Raw genomic sequence first — 18,000 nt, forward strand, 5'->3', positions numbered from 1 at the left:
CTCAGACTTGCGAAAGCGTTCTGCTGCCGCGTGGCTCGCGCTTATGCACAAGCCCCGCGCTGTCAAACAACCAGTACAAAAGTTTTGCCAGCAGCAGGCAGACGCCGAAAATTACCATGAAGAAAACCACGCGCGACACGAACGAATCCAGACCTTCGCGCGCCAGAACGATCATATTGAAAATGGCCCCAAAACAGAAACTGTGCAATATCGCTGCTTTGTAGCGATTCGTCTCTTCATTGCCGCGCTGATAAAGCCAGTCAAACCACTTAATGATTAACCCGACCACAACCGCGCCCGGCAGGATAAACCATGTGCCACCCATCACCACCAGCGAGCCAATCAGCGTGGGTGAAATCGCCAGCCCGGAGTGGTTGTTGAGTACCTCCCAGGTGAAGTAATTCGCCGTATTCAGCACAATACCTGGGCGGTCCGGCCACAGCCACGTCGGAATAAAGACGTAGAAATCACGCACAATCGGCGCCAGCCCCTGGAAATCAATCTTGTCGTAGTTTTGCAGCAACAGCGCCAGGTTCTCCCACGGCGAGAAGGTGTCGCGCGTGAGATACAGGAAAGTGTAAAACGCTTCATCACCGGACACGTTCATTCCGTAGCGCTTGAGTGCCAGCCAGAACATCCCCACGATACCAAACACCCCTGCCGCCGCCAGCATCCACAGCGAGATCCAACCGCGAATGATGCCGATAAACAGGAAGATGGCGAACGCGATGATGATGTTGGCGCGCGTACCACCAACAATCATGTAGGTCAGCACGCCAAACGCGACAGTACTGACCAGGAAAAACAGCCAGGCTTTGCTGTCCTGACGCAGGAAAAAGACCACCAGCATCGCCGGGATGAAGAAGTAGAAGAAGCGCTTAAGTGCCACACCTGAAACTTCTGCGGAAAATATCTGGCTGTAGGACTGCAACTTAAACAGCAGAAAACCGTTATGCATAAAGAAGATGCCCACGCTCACCAGCGCAATGGCCATCAGCATCACCCATGTCAGATGCGTCTCGACCCGGTTCATGGTAAAGAGCGCCCGGCGTGGTGCAGTATCTTTTGCTGAACGCAGGCGCGTCTTATAAGCGACGTAGTAAACCGCGTAGAAACAGGTTGCCGACAGTAATGCCTGCATCAGGATCTCCGGCGGGGCGACACTTACGTCAAACCGGAAAACCAAAATACTGGTCAGCGGGAAACCAAAGTAAAAGGTCAGCAGGAACAGCAGCGAGAAAAAGACGTTGAAGTTAAAGCGCACGCGCCGGAATTCAAACCAGGTAAGCGTGGCGATAAATAAGGTACTCAGAAGCCAAATCACCAACAAGCCGCTAAATTGCAACTGGCTCATGCATTGTCTCCTGAAGCGATACGCAGTGCACGATGCCACGGCGTGAGGTAATTCGGGCTAAAAAAGTCGATGGCATTTTTATCCACCAGCGCCAGCTGACGCTGCGCTTCACGCACCACATCCACGGTAAGTGTGTCTGTGGTAAACAGCACCGGTAGATGCTGCGCGGCCATATCCTGCCAGAACGGGTTTTCGCGATTAAGCACGCACGGAATACCAGCCTGAATAAGCAGGCACAACGTGCCGATCCCCTGCTGGCGGGCAAAGATAAAATACCCCAGGTCGCACCGTCGCAACAGCGCGAGGTAGTCATCAAATTCCAGCTTATCGCTGAGAATTTGCACGTTCTGCGCACTAAACAGTGCCAAACCCTGCTGACGTACTTCGTCGATATACGCGTGATTATTCGCCGGATAACCCATCGGCACAATGACATTCACCGTATCGCCAAACTGGCGATGGATCGCCTTCAGAGCCGCGACATGTTCGTTACTGCGATCGCCGGAGTTACCCACCAGAATCGTCAGTTTTCCTTCCCGCGCGACATCATTTGCCATGGTGTTCAGCGCCGGGTCCATTCGGGTCGGGAAATAGAGCAGATCCCCGCGCACGTTCGGATGCAGTCGGGCAAAGTAACTGAGATCGCCTCGGGTGGCAAAAACACAGCCCACACGCCCCTGCGCCATCCGCCGCAGCGGATAGAAGAGGCGGAATTTCCAGCCACGGGACACTTCATACAGATCCGCACCCCAGATATGCCAGCTGCACTGGGAAGGTTTAATCCCACCGCTTAACAGCGCCAGCCACAGGCCGGTATTGAACTGCCCGTGGAAAAAGAGCCGCTGTTCACGGTTGGCCTTTGCTCTGGCCACGACCGCTTTCGCCAGCGCAGCCTTATCCGGCCAGAAGGTCACGTTTAGCGCCGGGTACGCCGCGCTCAGGCCATTCTCCTGGCCTGCAACCATAAACTCGCGCGCATCCGTACTGCCGGATGCCAGCTCATCATTGAAAAACCGCAGAACGGTCTGGTTATGGTGTGGGATGTCCGATCCCAGAATGTGAATTAGTGCAGTCATGCGCGTTTACGCCAAAGTAAAAATACGCCGCAACAGGCAGCGAAATAAACAATGTAGGTTGCCATATAAGCCTGTGCCGCCCCCAGAGCGCCATGTGCGGGGATGAGCCAGTGTGAGAACGCAGTAAGGAGCGTAAACTGGCTAATCTCCGCCAGGATATACAACCGCAGCGAGGCTTTTGCTATCACCAGATAGCCGAATACGTAAGCACCTACTTTCAATACATCGCCCACCAGCTGCCAGGCAAACAGGTCGCGCATGGCGGCGAACTTCGCTGAGAACAGCAGCCAGATGGCTACATCACGCAACAGCCAGACGGTAAAACTGGCAACCGCAACAGCAGGAAGTACAAAACGCAGGGAGCGGATTATCTCACGGGTGATCGCTTTTCTTTCGGTCAGGCGCGATAAGGTTGGCAGCAACCAGACGCTAAAGGAAGCCGTTATAAATTGGAGGTAGGCATCAGAAATGCTGCTCACGCCCTGCCAAATCCCCACTTCATCCCAGTTGTAATGCGCGGCCAGCAGGTTTCGCATCATCACGTAAGCCACAGGAATGGTGACCGAGGTGATGAGCGCCATCAGGGTAAATTTACCTAGCTGCCCCGCCAGTGCTTTGTCCCACTGCGGTTTAAGGTAGTGCAGCGGGATAGTCCCCCGACGCATCAGCATGAACGCTGCTGGCACCACAACCAGCGCCGGAACCAGCGCCAGGCCCAACAACGCCCCTTCGTAACCGCCCAGGAGAAAACAAAAGTAGTAGGCTATCACCCCAATGATACTGCCGAGGATCAGCGCCAGCGCGTTTCCGGCGGCGTCACGAAAGCCTTTCATCAGCGCCAGCAGCAGGTTTGCCCAGGCAATCCCCATCTGCACCAGCGCAACCAGCCGCACCAGCCCCTGATAGTCAGCGTGACCAAACAGCCCCTGGCTGATGGGAGCTGAAGCCAGCAGGAACACAACGGCCAGCAGCGTAGAGAACCCCAGCACCATCGCTGATGATGTTCCCACCACTGAACGCAGCTTTTCTGCATCATCATGATGTTGCGCGACAAATTTGGTCACGCCGTTGAAGATCCCGGCACCTGCCAGAACACCCAGCACCGTGACCAGCTGACGGAAATTCCCCGCCAGCCCAACACCGGAAGGGCCAAATGACACAGCCAGAAGCTTGACGACCAGCAACCCGGCGCCAATTTTTACAAGTGTGGACGCGGCGGTCCACACCGATGCTTTTGCCAGAGACATATCAGCCGAAATAACTCAGAAGGGTATTGATCACCGTACGCTGGTTAACTGGCGCGAGGTTGTAGAACAGTGGCAGGCGAAGCAAACGCTCACTTTCCTGCGTGGTGTAACGGTCTTCACCGGCAAACACCCCGAAGGCTTCTCCGGCCGGGCTGGAGTGCAGCGGAATGTAATGGAACACCGCCATAATTTCGGCTTCTTTAAGCCACGCAATCAGCTGGCTGCGATCGTCATTATCGCGCAGCTTGATGTAGAACATATGAGCATTGTGGACGCAATCGGCCGGAATGGTCGGCAGCTCGATACGTCCGGCTTTTGCCAGCGGCTCCAGCGCATCGTAGTAGGTTTGCCACAGCGTCAGACGCTGCTGGTTAATGCGCTCTGCAGCTTCCAGCTGCGCCCACAGGTATGCCGCCTGTAGGTCCGCCATCAGGTAGCTGGAACCAATGTCGCGCCAGGTGTATTTATCCACCTGACCACGGAAGAACTGGCTACGGTTGGTGCCTTTTTCGCGGATCACCTCAGCACGTTCGACCAGCGCGCGGTCGTTAATCAGCGTCGCGCCGCCTTCACCGCCAGCGGTGTAGTTCTTGGTTTCGTGGAAGCTAAAACAGCCGATATGGCCAATCGTCCCGAGCGCACGGCCTTTGTAGGTGGACATCACACCCTGAGCGGCATCTTCCACCACGAACAGGTTATGCTTTTTGGCAATCGCCATGATGGTGTCCATTTCACAGGCCACACCCGCATAGTGAACCGGGACAATCGCCCGCGTTTTGTCGGTGATCGCCGCTTCAATCAGCGTTTCGTCAATGTTCATGGTATCCGGGCGGATATCCACAAACACGATTTTGGCTCCGCGCAGCACAAACGCGTTCGCCGTGGAAACAAAGGTGTAGCTCGGCATGATCACTTCGTCGCCAGGCTGGATATCCAGCAGCAGCGCGGCCATTTCCAGCGAAGCGGTACAGGATGGGGTCAGCAGGACTTTAGCACTGCGAAAACGCTGTTCCATCCACTGCTGGCAGCGACGGGTAAAACCGCCATCGCCGCAAAGTTTGCCGCTGCCCATAGCAGACTGCATATAGTCGAGTTCGGTTCCCACAACGGGAGGCGCGTTAAATGGAATCATCTTGTCACCTGTATAACCAGTAAGCGGTTGCGTCGACGTTGGCGCCACTCGCGATATAACGTTTAAGCGCGGCGGTGTTGCCCATCTGGGTCGCCACCCGCAAAGTCGAAAGTTGATGTTGCTGCGCCCAGTGCAGCGCCGCCTGCATGAGTTTGTCGCCCATGCCCCGCCCGGCTAATAAGCCGATGCGCGCGTCATGATCACTGAGCTTACGTAGCGAGACAAATCCCTGAATCTGCCCATCGGGCGCGCGAAACACCAGGCAAACATGGTCAAACGTGCCCTTTACCGCATTCTCTATCCACTGGGCATAAAAACGGCCACTGTCCTCGGGAGCATACCAGGGAGCGCGAAAGCGGCTCTGGGCAAAGGCCTGCGCTGCCATCTGACGCAGCACCGGGATATCCTCTGCCGTTGCGGTTTCGGCGCCAGCCGGGTCGTATTGAGCCACGGCGATAGAGAGATCAACCTCACCCTCTACCAGTTGAAATCCGTGCTGCTGAAGAGCATCCAGCAGGTCGCTACGTCCCGCCGGAATTTTGGCCTGCACACGCTGCCACGCAGCAAAGTCTGCTGCTGCAAGCCCAGGCGCATCATCGCGCAGGCGCACTATTGCTGAAGGCAGGCCGAAGAAGGTACTTTCCCACTGGAGGGACTCAAGCACCCCGTTGAGGTCACTCAACGCCACACGCCTTTCGTATCAACAATATATTGCTGACGTACGGCATCACCTGAGATGGCTTTAAACGCTTTGTGATCCACCAGTAATACCAGCACATCCGCCGTTGCCAGCGCGTCATCTAACGCCGTAAGCATGCAATGGCCCGCCAGTTTTGCCGGAAGCTCATGAATGTTCGGCTCAACTACCAGCGTTTCACCGCTGTGCCATTCGGCGATCATCTCAGCAATTTCCATTGCCGGGCTTTCGCGCAGATCGTCGATGTTTGGTTTGAATGCCAGACCAAAGCAGGCGATTTTCAGCTCATTGGCCCGTTTGCCGCTGTCTGCCAGGCAATCGGCTACCGTGGCTTTAACCTGGTTTAACACCCAGTGTGGTTTGCTGTCGTTCACTTCACGGGCGGTACGGATCAGACGCGCCTGTGCCGGGTTTTGTGCCACGATGAACCACGGGTCGACGGCGATACAGTGCCCGCCCACGCCAGGACCTGGCTGAAGAATGTTCACACGCGGATGGCGATTAGCCAGGCTAATCAGTTCCCAGACATTAATCCCCTGTTCGGCACAAATCAGCGACAGTTCATTAGCAAACGCGATGTTGACGTCGCGGAAGCTGTTTTCCGTCAGCTTGCACATTTCAGCGGTGCGGGAGTTCGTCACCACACATTCGCCTTCGAGGAAAATCTTGTACAAAGCGCTGGCGCGTTCAGAGCAGACCGGTGTCATCCCGCCAATCACGCGGTCGTTTTTAATCAGCTCAACCATCACCTGCCCTGGCAGCACACGCTCCGGGCAGTAGGCGATGTTGATGTCAGCCTGTTCGCCCGCCTGCTGCGGGAAGCTTAAATCCGGGCGGGCTTCTGCCAGCCACTGTGCCATCTGTTCCGTAGCACCTACCGGAGAAGTCGACTCCAGGATCACCAGCGCGCCTTTTTTCAGCACCGGGGCAATGGATTTTGCTGCCGCCTCGACGTAAACCATGTCAGGCTCATGCTCGCCTTTAAAAGGTGTGGGAACGGCAATCAGGAAGGCATCAGCCTCCACCGGCGTGGTGCTGGCTTTCAGGAATCCGCCCTCAACAGCGGCCTTAACCACGCGGTCGAGATCCGGCTCCACGATATGAATTTCGCCACGGTTAATGGTTTCCACCGCGCGGGCGTTGATGTCCACGCCTACAACCTGTTTTTGACGAGAGGCAAAGGCCGCCGCAGTGGGCAGCCCAATGTAGCCAAGACCAATGACAGAGATGGTAGTAAAACTCATAGCGATACCCGATTGTGTTTAAGTGCGTGCAAAATACGACCACAAGCCTGCCCATCGCCATACGGGTTATGGGCCCGGCTCATCGCCTGATACTCTTCATCGTCGTGCAGCAAGCGCGTGACTTGCTCGACGATATGACGGCTGTCCGTGCCCACCAGACGTACCGTGCCGGCTTTTACCGCTTCGGGGCGTTCTGTGGTTTCACGCATCACCAGCACCGGCTTACCAAGCGAAGGCGCTTCTTCCTGAATACCGCCGGAATCCGTCAGGATCAGCCAGGCATGGTTCATCAGCCAGACAAACGGCATGTAATCCTGCGGCTCGATCAGGAACACGTTCTCAACGTGGCCCAGAATACGGTTCACCGGCTCGCTGACGTTAGGATTGAGGTGCACCGGATAAACAATCTGTACGTCTTTGTTTTCTGCGGCGATCTCGGCCAGCGCATGACAAATTTGTTCAAAACCCCGGCCGAAGCTTTCGCGACGGTGGCCGGTGACCAGAATGGTCTTTTTATCGTTGCTCAGGAACGGATAGCGCGCAGTCAGCTCGCTTTGCAGGCTATCATTCGTCAGCACGCGATCGCGTACCCAAATCAGCGCATCAATGACGGTATTTCCGGTGACGAAAATTTTCTTATCCGCGATATTTTCGCGCAGCAAATTCTGACGGGAGTTTTCCGTTGGCGCGAAGTGATACATCGCCAGGTGTCCGGTCAGCGTGCGGTTGGCTTCTTCCGGCCACGGTGAGTAGAGATTACCGGTACGCAGCCCTGCTTCAACATGGCCGACGGGAATACGCTGATAAAACGCAGCCAGACTCGTCGCAACAGTCGTTGTGGTGTCGCCATGCACCAGCACGACATCAGGCTTAAACGACTCCAGAATAGGTTTCAGCCCTTCCAGAATACGGCAGGTAATCTCCGTCAGCCCTTGCCCCGGTTTCATGATATTCAGATCGTAATCCGGGACGATGGAAAAGAGCGTTAACACCTGATCGAGCATCTCCCGGTGCTGGGCAGTGACACACACTCTCGCTTCAAAATCAGGATCCCTGGCCAGCGCATGAACCAGAGGTGCCATCTTAATGGCCTCCGGCCGGGTGCCAAATACGGTTAGTACTTTCACATCGATTCTCTTCGATTAGCCGATGAAGGCAGTTAGCCTTCATCGTAGATGGCCTTCTTAATTTTTGCGGCGACGTGATAACGCCACACCCGCGCCAGTCAGAGCGCCAACAATTCCCCACATAATCATCAGGAACGCGCGACGCGGACTATCGCGTTTTACAGGTTCTTCAGGTGTACGCAAATAACGATAGGTCTGAAAACGTGGGTCCAGAGTCGGACCAACATTCAGGGTGTTCAGCATCGCGCGATTTTGATCGTAGTCGAGGTCAAAATCAGGCCCGACAGCCTGCTGGTTTTCCAGACGCGCCTGCAACATTGGGCGTCCAAGCAGGAACATTTCTGAATCAGGCAGTTCATCAGCCGGAACGTCAGTTTCGCTGCGCGAGATATTGCGTTGTTCCGCAATCTTCAGCGCCTGCTCAATATTGTGTACCCGACGGGCAAAGATAGCTTTTGCCACTTCTTCCTGACGTTTCACCTGCGCTTTCATCTGGATGGTACGCGCGGCCCATGCGCCTTTGAGCTCATCATTCAGATGGCTTGCCGCGCGCTGGCTGGCAAAGGCCACATACTGACGCAGCAAGTTATTGGCATCCGGCGCCGTTTCGGCCACCAGCTTCACGTTGTCGTTCAGGTTGCGCAACGCATCCCCTGGCGTGAACTGGATGTTGTTAATCATGTCGTCCAGCAGCCCGGCATCGACTTTACTGTTGCCGACCATGCGTTGCTTGTAATAATCGGTCTGGGACCAGAAATCACGGCGGGTATCCCAGGACGCCAGTTGCATCACGAATTCTTTATAGGCCTCATCCATCACTGAGGCCTGGTCTGGCGTGGCCAGATTCGCTTTGATATCCAGATTACGCAGGAACTGCTGCTGCGAGTAGAACCCGCCGAGCATGTTGACCGTTGGTCTGTCCGTAATGGCGGTTGCGCTCCACTCCTGTTTTGCAAAGAAGGTATACGCGAGCGCGATTAACGCGAACCCTAACGCAACGCCTGCAATCCACAGTTTGCCCGCCCATAAAACGCGAAACAAGCCACGTATATCCAGCTCATTCTCGGTCATCTCTGATTTAGCTCCCGCCAACGGTTGAGTCATCACGATCCCAGTTCATTTAGTTAAAGTTGGATTATTGCCACTATTTCGACGCATCCTGCGCTTTATACGCTTAATGAAACGCGCGACTTTCCATGCGCGTTTAATGCAGTAGCCATACAGAGAAAACGCTAGCAAGAACAATACCAACATCACCCATTCAGGGATAAAGTGGGCATATTCCGACGCAACACCAATCCCCGCAAGAATAGCAGCCGCCAGGGTTATCAGCACAAATGCCTGACGGGAAGTGAAGCCTGCTCGCATGATCAAATGATGAATATGCTGGCGGTCGGCTGAAAAAGGACTCATCCCTTTTCGCAGACGGCGATACATAATCGCCACCATATCCATCAACGGAATGGCGATTATCCACAGCGCCGTCACCGGGCTAATGGGGTGAACTTTACCCTGCGTGGTTTCCAGTAGAATCCAGATGATGGTGAAGCCAATCAACGTGCTGCCCGCATCGCCCATAAAGACTTTATAGCGACGGCCCAGAACGCCGAGGTTGAGCAAAATATACGGCAGGATGGCGGCAATCATGGCGAAACACCACATGGCGAGGCTGTACTGGCCATCAAACCACAAAATAATGCCGACAGCTGCGAAGGAGACGGAGGAAAGCCCGCCCAGCAGGCCATCAATGCCATCCACCATATTGAAGGCGTTAATCGCCACCCAGACGGCGAATAGCGTCAGGAAATAGCCGAACGGCCCCAGAACCATCTCCCAGGGCCCGAAAATATAGCCGAGACTGCTCAGGTGAAGTTTGGCCGCCACCATCATGGCAATACCGACGGCGGCCTGAACGAAGGCACGGATTTTCACGCTAATGTCATAGCGATCGTCGAGCGCACCCACCACAACCAGAACGGTGGCGCAGATCAGGTAGAGCCTGGCATGAGGAATATAGTAATCAGCAATCGCGAAGGTGAAGCAGATACCGGCAAATACGGAAATACCACCGACCAGCGGGATCATACCTTGATGGCGTTTACGGAAGTTGGGTTTATCCACTAACCCCAGATATTTTGCCACCTTGCGCGCAAGAAACAAAAAGCAGGTGGTAAACAAAAAAATACTGGTTAGCTCAGTAAACGTATCGAGTAGGTTCACAATGGATGTTCTCAACAAATGTCAGTCAAGGAAGTATAACCATGAAGGCGCCGGGCCTGAAGGCATAAAGCAAACCTCTTGCAACTCCATTTGTTTATTATTCAATCTATTAATGTTTTTGCTGTGCGAATAATCCTATTGTCGCACCGACAGGTCAAAATTGGGAGTCCGCGGTAATAGCGTATAGGCCATAAACGAAAAACGCCACGTAAAAACGTGGCGTTTGCTGGCTTTATTTGCGTTACGAGCGCTTCATCATGTCGAAGAAATCGTCGTTTGTTTTGGTCATCGCCAGTTTGTTAATGAGGAATTCCATTGCGTCGATTTCGCCCATTGGGTGAATGATTTTGCGCAGAATCCACATTTTTTGCAGCTCTTCCTGGGTGGTGAGCAGCTCTTCCTTACGCGTACCGGAACGGTTGTAGTCGATAGCAGGGAAGACACGTTTTTCAGCAATCTTACGGGAGAGGTGCAGTTCCATGTTACCTGTACCTTTAAACTCTTCGTAGATAACCTCATCCATCTTGGAACCGGTGTCGATAAGCGCGGTTGCAATGATGGTCAGACTGCCGCCCTCTTCTACGTTACGCGCAGCACCGAAGAAACGCTTCGGACGGTGCAGGGCGTTCGCATCCACACCACCGGTCAACACTTTACCGGAAGCCGGAACCACGGTGTTGTAGGCACGTGCCAGACGGGTGATGGAGTCGAGCAGGATAATAACGTCTTTCTTGTGTTCAACCAGACGTTTGGCCTTCTCGATAACCATTTCAGCAACCTGAACATGGCGAGATGCAGGTTCGTCGAAGGTAGAAGCAACCACTTCACCTTTCACCAGACGCTGCATCTCGGTCACTTCTTCAGGACGTTCGTCGATAAGCAGTACCATCAGCACACAGTCTGGGTGGTTGTAAGCAATGCTCTGCGCGATGTTTTGCAGCAGCATGGTTTTACCCGCTTTTGGCGGTGCCACAATCAGACCACGTTGACCACGACCAATCGGAGAAGCCAGATCCAGAACGCGAGCGGTTAAGTCTTCGGTAGAACCGTTACCACGCTCCATGCGCAGGCGAGAGTTCGCGTGCAGCGGCGTTAAGTTTTCAAACAGGATCTTATTGCGCGAGTTTTCTGGTTTGTCGTAGTTAACTTCGTTAACTTTCAACAGCGCAAAGTAGCGTTCACCCTCTTTAGGAGGACGAATCTTACCTGAAATGGTGTCACCAGTGCGGAGGTTGAAACGGCGGATTTGGCTAGGGGATACGTAGATGTCGTCAGGACCGGCGAGGTAGGAGCTATCTGCTGAACGGAGGAAACCAAATCCGTCCTGCAATATCTCCAGCACACCGTCGCCAAAGATATCTTCGCCACTCTTAGCGTGCTGCTTCAGGATGGCGAAAATGATGTCCTGCTTGCGCATACGAGCCTGGTTTTCCAGCCCCATATTTTCGCCGAGAGTGATCAGCTCAGAAACCGGCGTATTCTTTAATTCGGTAAGATTCATAATGGTGTGGGTTCTTAAACTCGGGGTGATTCTCGAACTTAATGTTGTGAATGGTATGGCAGGGTCATCCATGCCTGTTTAGCGGCCATCACCTCATGTCTGTTCGCTGTCTGGTCACAGGGAAAGAACGCAGAACTGAAACGACAAGACGGATTGAGTGACAAGCCCGGAATTTAGCAACTTCACGCACTGTGGATATCAACAACGGGAAGTTTCGGGTAAAGCAAGATTCAAACAACAAGATATGTTTAAAACGAAGTCATAGCTAACTTAGCACGACTAAAGCCGGGCGTCCAGAGATCCACATCATTTAGGCGCTCTGGACGCTCAACCGAGAAACCTTACGCCAGGTTAGCGTCCAGGAACTCTTTCAGTTGACCTTTGGACAGTGCGCCCACTTTGGTCGCCGCCACTTCACCGCCTTTGAACAGCAGCAGGGTCGGAATGCCACGGATGCCGTATTTTGGCGCGGTGCCCGGGTTCTGGTCGATGTTCAGCTTGGCAACGGTCAGTTTGCCCTGATATTCGTCAGCGATCTCATCCAGAATCGGGGCGATCATTTTGCAAGGACCACACCATTCAGCCCAGAAATCGACGAGGATCAGCCCGTCAGCTTTAAGTACGTCCGTGTCAAAACTGTCGTCAGTCAGGTGAATAATTTTATCGCTCATATATAACTCCACAGGAATAAGCCTGGTGCGTTGGTTTCGCATCAATCAACGACGTGTTGATGTAGCATTAACCAACTAAAGGTTGACTTTATTTCACCGGATACGCTTTCGTAAAGCAATAGTAAGCTGATATTCTACCACACTATGAGCAAAACACATTTAACAGAACAGAAGTTTTCCGACTTCGCCCTGCACCCAAAAGTGATCGAAGCCCTTGAAAATAAAGGGTTTCATAACTGCACGCCCATTCAGGCCCTCGCACTGCCGCTGACGCTGGCAGGCCGCGATGTTGCAGGGCAGGCGCAAACCGGTACTGGCAAAACGATGGCGTTTTTAACGTCAACGTTTCATTATTTACTTTCTCATCCAGCGATTGCTGACCGCAAAGTTAACCAGCCGCGCGCGCTAATTATGGCTCCGACGCGAGAACTGGCGGTACAGATCCATGCAGACGCTGAACCGCTGGCTCAGGCAACGGGCCTGAAGCTCGGCCTGGCCTATGGCGGCGACGGTTACGATAAACAGCTGAAGGTGCTGGAAAGCGGCGTGGATATCCTGATTGGGACCACTGGCCGTCTTATCGACTACGCGAAACAAAACCACATCAACCTCGGCGCGATTCAGGTTGTGGTGCTGGATGAAGCCGACCGTATGTACGATCTGGGCTTCATTAAAGATATCCGCTGGCTGTTCCGTCGGATGCCTGTGGCAAACCAGCGTCTGAACATGCTGTTCTCCGCTACCCTCTCTTATCGCGTTCGTGAACTGGCGTTTGAACAGATGAACAACGCCGAATATGTAGAAGTGGAACCCGAGCAGAAAACAGGTCATCGCATTAAAGAAGAGCTCTTCTATCCATCCAATGAAGAGAAAATGCGCCTGCTGCAAACGCTTATCGAAGAAGAGTGGCCAGATCGCGCCATTATCTTTGCGAACACCAAGCACCGCTGCGAAGACATCTGGGGTCATCTGGCCGCTGATGGACACCGTGTTGGCTTGCTGACGGGCGATGTGGCGCAGAAAAAACGCCTGCGTATTCTTGAAGAATTCACCCGTGGCGACCTGGATATTCTGGTTGCAACCGACGTCGCTGCACGCGGCCTGCATATTCCAGCCGTAACGCACGTCTTCAACTACGACCTGCCGGATGACTGTGAAGATTACGTACACCGTATCGGCCGTACCGGTCGTGCTGGTGCAAGTGGTCATTCCATCAGCCTTGCGTGTGAAGAGTATGCGCTGAATCTTCCAGCCATTGAGACTTACATCGGTCACTCTATTCCGCAGAGCAAATACAATCCGGAAGCGCTGTTAAACGAACTGCCGCCACCGAAGCGCCTTACCCGCGCCCGTACCGGCAATGGTCCGCGTCGTTCCGGCGCACCGCGTAATCGTCGTCGTTCAGGTTAAGAAAATATGCTCAGTTCCACCTCGCTTTATGCGGCAATTGATCTCGGTTCCAATAGTTTTCATATGCTGGTTGTGCGCGAGGTGGCGGGAAGTATACAAACGCTGACGCGTATTAAGCGCAAGGTCCGCCTGGCGGCGGGCCTGAGCAGCGATAATCACCTTTCCCCTGAAGCCATGGAACGTGGCTGGCAATGTTTGCGTCTTTTTGCCGAACGTCTGCAAGATATCCCACATAATCAAATCCGCGTGGTCGCGACAGCCACTCTGCGTCTGGCGGTTAATGCCGTTGATTTCATTGCCAAAGCGCAGGAAATCCTCGGCTGCCCGGTGCAGGTCATCAGTGGTGAAGAAGAAGCGCGATTGATTTATCAGGGCGTTGCGCACACAACCGGTGGCGACGATCGCCGCCTGGTGGTGGATATCGGTGGTGCCAGTACCGAACTCGTTACCGGCACCGGGGCGCAAGCCACTTCGCTGTTCAGCCTGTCGATGGGCTGTGTCACCTGGCTTGAGCGCTATTTTACCGACCGTAATCTTGGCAAAGAGAACTTCGACGAGGCCGAAAATGCCGCGCGCGACGTGCTGCGTCCGGTGATGGATGAATTGCGCTATCACGGCTGGAAAGTCTGCGTTGGCGCGTCGGGAACCGTGCAGGCGTTGCAGGAAATCATGATGGCGCAGGGGATGGACGAGCGGATCACGCTTGCCAAACTCCAGCAGCTGAAACAGCGCGCCATTCAGTGTGGCCGTCTGGAAGAGCTGGAAATTGAAGGCCTGACTCTGGAACGTGCGCTGGTTTTCCCAAGCGGGCTTGCCATTCTGATCGCCATTTTCACCGAACTGAACATCCAGTGCATGACCCTTGCCGGTGGTGCGCTACGTGAAGGTTTGGTTTACGGGATGCTGCATCTGTCGGTTGATCAAGACATTCGCAGCCGCACGCTGCGTAACGTTCAGCGCCGCTTTATGGTTGATACCGATCAGGCGCAGCGCGTTGCGCAACTGGCATCGCTCTTTGCCGATCAAGTCGGCGAGGACTGGTGCCTTGAGCCACTCAGTCGTGACCTTCTGCTGAGCGCGTGTGCGCTGCACGAAGTGGGTTTGAGCATCGATTTCAAACAAGCGCCTGCCCATGCAGCCTATCTGGTACGCAATCTTGATTTGCCGGGTTATACGCCTGCGCAGAAAAAGCTGCTGGCCACCCTGCTGCTGAACCAGACCAGCGCGGTCGATCTCTCTTCTCTGCATCAACAAAATGCCGTACCACCACGGGTTGCCGAGCATCTTTGTCGGTTGCTGCGCCTGGCCATTCTGTTTGCCTGCCGCCGCCGCGACGATCTGTTACCGGCCATCACGCTGGTTGCAGAAAATGAAAAGCTCACGCTGACGCTGCCGGAAAACTGGCTGGATGATCATCCGCTTGGCGCGGAGATGATTGAACAGGAATGCCAGTGGCAGAGTTATGTGCACTGGCAACTGGATATTAAGTAAGACAATGCCGGGCGTCGCTGCGCTTACCCGGCTTGCACTGCTTATCCCTTCTCTTTGGCTTTCGCCAGCATGGCGCGAATGTTCGCCACGTTAGCCTGCCCTTTGTGCATCCGCTCTTCCGGGGTAATCGCTTTACGCTCCTGTTCCCAGATGAGGTCGTCTTGCGGTAATTCCAGCAAGAATCGGCTCGGCTCCGGACGCACCAGCTCGCCATACTGCCGGCGCTCTTTGCACAGCGTAAAGATCAGCTCTTTCTGCGCACGGGTAATGCCCACATAGGCCAGTCGACGTTCTTCATCGACATTATCTTCATCGATACTGCTCTGATGCGGCAGCAGCCCCTCTTCCATGCCAACCAGATAGACATACGGGAACTCTAGCCCTTTAGAAGCGTGCAGCGTCATCAGCTGCACCTGGTCAGCCTCTTCTTCGCTCTCGCCGCGTTCCATCATATCGCGCAGCGTAAAACGCGTGACGACCTGCGTCAGGGTCATTGGCTCGTCAATTTCTGAGCCTTCCAGCATTTCAGTCATCCAGCTAAACAACTGGTTGACGTTTTTCATGCGCATTTCTGCCGCTTTTGGGCTGGCAGAGGTTTCGTACAGCCAGGATTCGTAATCGACGCCGTGGATCAGGTCACGCACGGCCGCCACAGGCTCGCGCTCTGCCAGGCGCTGCACCTCGCCAAGCCAGTGGGTGAAACGGGTTAAGGAATCATATCCGCGCCCGGTCAGCGTGTGACTCAGCCCCATATCGAAGCTGGCGGTAAACAGGCTTTTGTTGCGTGTCATCGCCCATTCACCCAGTTTTTGCAACGTGGCCGGACCGATTTCACGCTTCGGTGTATTGACGATACGCAGGAAAGCGCTGTCATCATCCGGGTTGGTGAGCACACGCAAATATGCCAGAAGATCTTTGATTTCAGGGCGCGAAAAGAACGACGTACCGCCCGAAATTTTGTACGGAATGCGGTTTTGCATCAGCATCTTTTCAAAGACGCGGGACTGGTGGTTACCGCGATACAGGATAGCGTAGTCCTTGTATTCGGTTTTATTGACGAAGTGATGCGCGATCAGTTCGCCGGTCACACGTTCCGCTTCGTGCTCCTCATTATTCGCGCTAAGCACTTTCAGCTCAGTCCCGTAGCCCAGCTCAGAGAACAGGCGCTTTTCAAACACGTGCGGGTTATTGGCAATCAGGATGTTCGCCGCTTTCAGGATGCGCCCGGACGAGCGGTAGTTTTGCTCAAGCTTGATAACCTGGAGTGCCGGAAAATCTTTGCTTAACAACACCAGGTTTTGTGGACGTGCACCGCGCCAGGAGTAGATCGACTGATCGTCATCCCCCACAACGGTGAAACGCGCACGTTGCCCCACCAGCAACTTCACCAGTTCGTACTGGCTGGTGTTGGTGTCCTGATACTCATCTACCAGAAGGTAGCGGATCTTGTTCTGCCAGCGCTCACGCACCTCTTCATTACGCTGAAACAGCAGCGTTGGCAGCAAAATAAGATCGTCGAAATCCAGCACGTTGCACGCTTTCATGTGCGCGTCGTACAGGCTGTAGCAGTGAGCGAAGATCCTGTCCCGTTCACCTTTCGCACTCGCTGCCGCCTGAGCAGGTGTCATCAGATCGTTTTTCCAGTTGGAGATCGTCGAGATCAGCTGTTGCAGCAGAACTTTGTCATCTTCGATCAGCCCTTCGGTCAGCTCTTTAAGCAGCGCCACCTGGTCGGTGTCATCGAAAAGCGAGAAGTTAGACTTCATGCCCAGCGCAGCGTATTCACGTTTGATGATATCCAGCCCCAGGGTATGGAAGGTAGAGATCATCAGCCCGCGCGCCTCTTTGCGCCCCAGCGTCTGGCCAACACGCTCTTTCATCTCGCGTGCTGCTTTGTTGGTAAACGTCACCGCCGCAATGTGGCGCGCCTGATACCCGCATCCGCGGATCAGGTGGGCGATTTTGTTGGTGATCACGCGGGTTTTACCGGAACCAGCCCCTGCCAGCACCAGGCATGGTCCAGTAACGAATTCGACCGCTTGTTGTTGTCCGGGGTTTAAACGCATGGGATATTGCTCAATCTTCGAACGGGGTGTGGATTGTAGCAGAAAGCCGGGCGCAGATTTACCGGCTAATGATAAAGTGAAGAAAACGCGATTAACCCTGAGAACAGAACCATGGTAAAGACCGCAGCAGCCCTGCACATTCTGGTAAAAGAAGAAAAGCTGGCGCAGGAGATCCTCGCCAAACTGGAACGTGGCATTAGCTTTGATCATCTGGCGAAGCGCTACTCTAAATGCCCGTCCGGGCGTAATGGCGGTGATTTAGGTGAATTTAAACAGGGGGCGATGGTGGGGCCATTCGATCAGGCGGTGTTTAGTTGCCCGCTTCTGAAGCCTTTCGGTCCGGTGAAAACCAAATTTGGCTACCATATCATTAAGGTGCTGTATCGCCGCTGACGCGTGCTATATTGCGCCCCAATTTATCTCAACCCATTTAAGGCACGATCATGGCAAAGACAGCAGCAGCACTGCATATTCTGGTGAAAGAAGAGAAACTGGCTCTGGATCTTCTGGAGCAGATTAAGAACGGTGCCGACTTCGGTAAACTGGCGAAGAAGCACTCTATTTGTCCATCAGGCAAACGCGGCGGCGACCTGGGTGAGTTCCGTCAGGGCCAGATGGTTCCGGCGTTTGATAAAGTGGTGTTCTCTTGCCCGGTGCTGGAGCCAACCGGCCCACTGCATACCCAGTTCGGTTACCACGTTATCAAGGTGCTGTACCGCAAATAAAAAAGCCGGGTGGCGGCTGCGCCTTACCCGGCCTACATC

The 18,000-nt window shown here is 54.2% G+C and carries 16 protein-coding genes; 4 read left to right on the forward strand and 12 right to left on the reverse strand.

The annotated features are described in order from the left end of the window. Window position 1: 1 nt before the first annotated feature. The 11 genes from wzyE to trxA form a co-directional block, all read right to left on the reverse strand. Complete coding sequence (gene wzyE, locus ACS603_RS18480; protein ID WP_182062950.1) at window positions 2–1,354, reverse strand: ECA oligosaccharide polymerase; 1,353 nt, start codon at window positions 1,352–1,354, stop codon at window positions 2–4. Then, complete coding sequence (locus tag ACS603_RS18485; protein WP_474944694.1) at window positions 1,351–2,430, reverse strand: TDP-N-acetylfucosamine:lipid II N-acetylfucosaminyltransferase; 1,080 nt, start codon at window positions 2,428–2,430, stop codon at window positions 1,351–1,353. Before ACS603_RS18485 ends, wzyE begins: the two co-directional genes overlap by 4 nt. Beyond that, window positions 2,427–3,677: a lipid III flippase WzxE gene (wzxE, locus tag ACS603_RS18490; RefSeq protein ID WP_446491758.1), complete on the reverse strand. Its 1,251-nt coding sequence runs from the start codon at window positions 3,675–3,677 to the stop codon at window positions 2,427–2,429. The genes ACS603_RS18485 and wzxE overlap by 4 nt, the downstream gene beginning before the upstream one ends. 1 nt (window position 3,678) lies before the next feature. Then, window positions 3,679–4,809: a dTDP-4-amino-4,6-dideoxygalactose transaminase gene (rffA, locus tag ACS603_RS18495; protein ID WP_446491759.1), complete on the reverse strand. Its 1,131-nt coding sequence runs from the start codon at window positions 4,807–4,809 to the stop codon at window positions 3,679–3,681. A gap of 4 nt (window positions 4,810–4,813) precedes the next feature. Further along, on the reverse strand, window positions 4,814–5,491 hold the full coding sequence (gene rffC, locus ACS603_RS18500; RefSeq protein ID WP_182062954.1) for a dTDP-4-amino-4,6-dideoxy-D-galactose acyltransferase: 678 nt from the start codon (window positions 5,489–5,491) through the stop codon (window positions 4,814–4,816). Beyond that, on the reverse strand, window positions 5,488–6,750 hold the full coding sequence (wecC, locus tag ACS603_RS18505; RefSeq protein ID WP_474944695.1) for a UDP-N-acetyl-D-mannosamine dehydrogenase: 1,263 nt from the start codon (window positions 6,748–6,750) through the stop codon (window positions 5,488–5,490). The genes rffC and wecC overlap by 4 nt, the downstream gene beginning before the upstream one ends. Then, complete coding sequence (gene wecB / locus ACS603_RS18510; protein ID WP_182062956.1) at window positions 6,747–7,877, reverse strand: non-hydrolyzing UDP-N-acetylglucosamine 2-epimerase; 1,131 nt, start codon at window positions 7,875–7,877, stop codon at window positions 6,747–6,749. Before wecB ends, wecC begins: the two co-directional genes overlap by 4 nt. Before the next feature lie 57 nt (window positions 7,878–7,934). Further along, entirely contained in the window at window positions 7,935–8,981 is a 1,047-nt protein-coding gene (wzzE, locus tag ACS603_RS18515) for an ECA polysaccharide chain length modulation protein (RefSeq protein WP_182062957.1), read from the reverse strand. A 12-nt stretch (window positions 8,982–8,993) separates the two neighbouring features. Then, window positions 8,994–10,097 (reverse strand): UDP-N-acetylglucosamine--undecaprenyl-phosphate N-acetylglucosaminephosphotransferase, encoded by a 1,104-nt coding sequence (gene wecA / locus ACS603_RS18520; protein WP_014072295.1) that lies wholly within the window; start codon window positions 10,095–10,097, stop codon window positions 8,994–8,996. A gap of 241 nt (window positions 10,098–10,338) precedes the next feature. Beyond that, a complete protein-coding gene (gene rho / locus ACS603_RS18525) occupies window positions 10,339–11,598 on the reverse strand; it encodes a transcription termination factor Rho (protein WP_001054528.1) in 1,260 nt (419 codons plus the stop codon). 341 nt (window positions 11,599–11,939) lie between these two features. Then, window positions 11,940–12,269, reverse strand: a complete 330-nt coding sequence (trxA, locus tag ACS603_RS18530) for a thioredoxin TrxA (protein ID WP_014072297.1) — start codon at window positions 12,267–12,269, stop codon at window positions 11,940–11,942. A 144-nt stretch (window positions 12,270–12,413) separates the two neighbouring features. Here trxA and rhlB point away from each other — a divergent pair, with 144 nt between their 5' ends. Both rhlB and gppA read left to right on the forward strand, forming a co-directional pair. Then, complete coding sequence (gene rhlB, locus ACS603_RS18535) at window positions 12,414–13,679, forward strand: ATP-dependent RNA helicase RhlB (RefSeq protein WP_182062958.1); 1,266 nt, start codon at window positions 12,414–12,416, stop codon at window positions 13,677–13,679. A 6-nt stretch (window positions 13,680–13,685) separates the two neighbouring features. Then, window positions 13,686–15,170: a guanosine-5'-triphosphate,3'-diphosphate diphosphatase gene (gene gppA / locus ACS603_RS18540; RefSeq protein ID WP_182062959.1), complete on the forward strand. Its 1,485-nt coding sequence runs from the start codon at window positions 13,686–13,688 to the stop codon at window positions 15,168–15,170. 41 nt (window positions 15,171–15,211) lie between these two features. Here the strand turns inward: gppA and rep are convergent, their stop codons facing one another. Then, entirely contained in the window at window positions 15,212–17,236 is a 2,025-nt protein-coding gene (gene rep / locus ACS603_RS18545) for a DNA helicase Rep (RefSeq protein WP_474944696.1), read from the reverse strand. Window positions 17,237–17,347: 111 nt separating this feature from the next. Between rep and ppiC (ACS603_RS18550) the strand changes: the two genes are divergently transcribed. Beyond that, a complete protein-coding gene (gene ppiC, locus ACS603_RS18550) occupies window positions 17,348–17,629 on the forward strand; it encodes a peptidylprolyl isomerase PpiC (RefSeq protein WP_182062961.1) in 282 nt (93 codons plus the stop codon). A gap of 50 nt (window positions 17,630–17,679) precedes the next feature. Continuing rightward, window positions 17,680–17,961 (forward strand): peptidylprolyl isomerase PpiC, encoded by a 282-nt coding sequence (gene ppiC / locus ACS603_RS18555; RefSeq protein WP_008501570.1) that lies wholly within the window; start codon window positions 17,680–17,682, stop codon window positions 17,959–17,961. Window positions 17,962–18,000 lie beyond the last annotated feature (39 nt).

The sequence above is a fragment of the Enterobacter sp. Li2LvB3 genome (assembly GCF_056156645.1).

What these genes read in the sequence shown, in the direction of transcription:
- wzyE (WP_182062950.1), bottom strand. Translation starts at nt 1,354, where the DNA reads ATGAGCCAGTTGCAATTTAGCGGCTTGTTGGTGATTTGGCTTCTGAGT.
- ACS603_RS18485 (WP_474944694.1), bottom strand. Translation starts at nt 2,430, where the DNA reads ATGACTGCACTAATTCACATTCTGGGATCGGACATCCCACACCATAAC.
- wzxE (WP_446491758.1), bottom strand. Translation starts at nt 3,677, where the DNA reads ATGTCTCTGGCAAAAGCATCGGTGTGGACCGCCGCGTCCACACTTGTA.
- rffA (WP_446491759.1), bottom strand. Translation starts at nt 4,809, where the DNA reads ATGATTCCATTTAACGCGCCTCCCGTTGTGGGAACCGAACTCGACTAT.
- wecC (WP_474944695.1), bottom strand. Translation starts at nt 6,750, where the DNA reads ATGAGTTTTACTACCATCTCTGTCATTGGTCTTGGCTACATTGGGCTG.
- wzzE (WP_182062957.1), bottom strand. Translation starts at nt 8,981, where the DNA reads ATGACTCAACCGTTGGCGGGAGCTAAATCAGAGATGACCGAGAATGAG.
- rho (WP_001054528.1), bottom strand. Translation starts at nt 11,598, where the DNA reads ATGAATCTTACCGAATTAAAGAATACGCCGGTTTCTGAGCTGATCACT.
- trxA (WP_014072297.1), bottom strand. Translation starts at nt 12,269, where the DNA reads ATGAGCGATAAAATTATTCACCTGACTGACGACAGTTTTGACACGGAC.
- rhlB (WP_182062958.1), top strand. Translation starts at nt 12,414, where the DNA reads ATGAGCAAAACACATTTAACAGAACAGAAGTTTTCCGACTTCGCCCTG.
- gppA (WP_182062959.1), top strand. Translation starts at nt 13,686, where the DNA reads ATGCTCAGTTCCACCTCGCTTTATGCGGCAATTGATCTCGGTTCCAAT.
- rep (WP_474944696.1), bottom strand. Translation starts at nt 17,236, where the DNA reads ATGCGTTTAAACCCCGGACAACAACAAGCGGTCGAATTCGTTACTGGA.
- ppiC (WP_182062961.1), top strand. Translation starts at nt 17,348, where the DNA reads ATGGTAAAGACCGCAGCAGCCCTGCACATTCTGGTAAAAGAAGAAAAG.
- ppiC (WP_008501570.1), top strand. Translation starts at nt 17,680, where the DNA reads ATGGCAAAGACAGCAGCAGCACTGCATATTCTGGTGAAAGAAGAGAAA.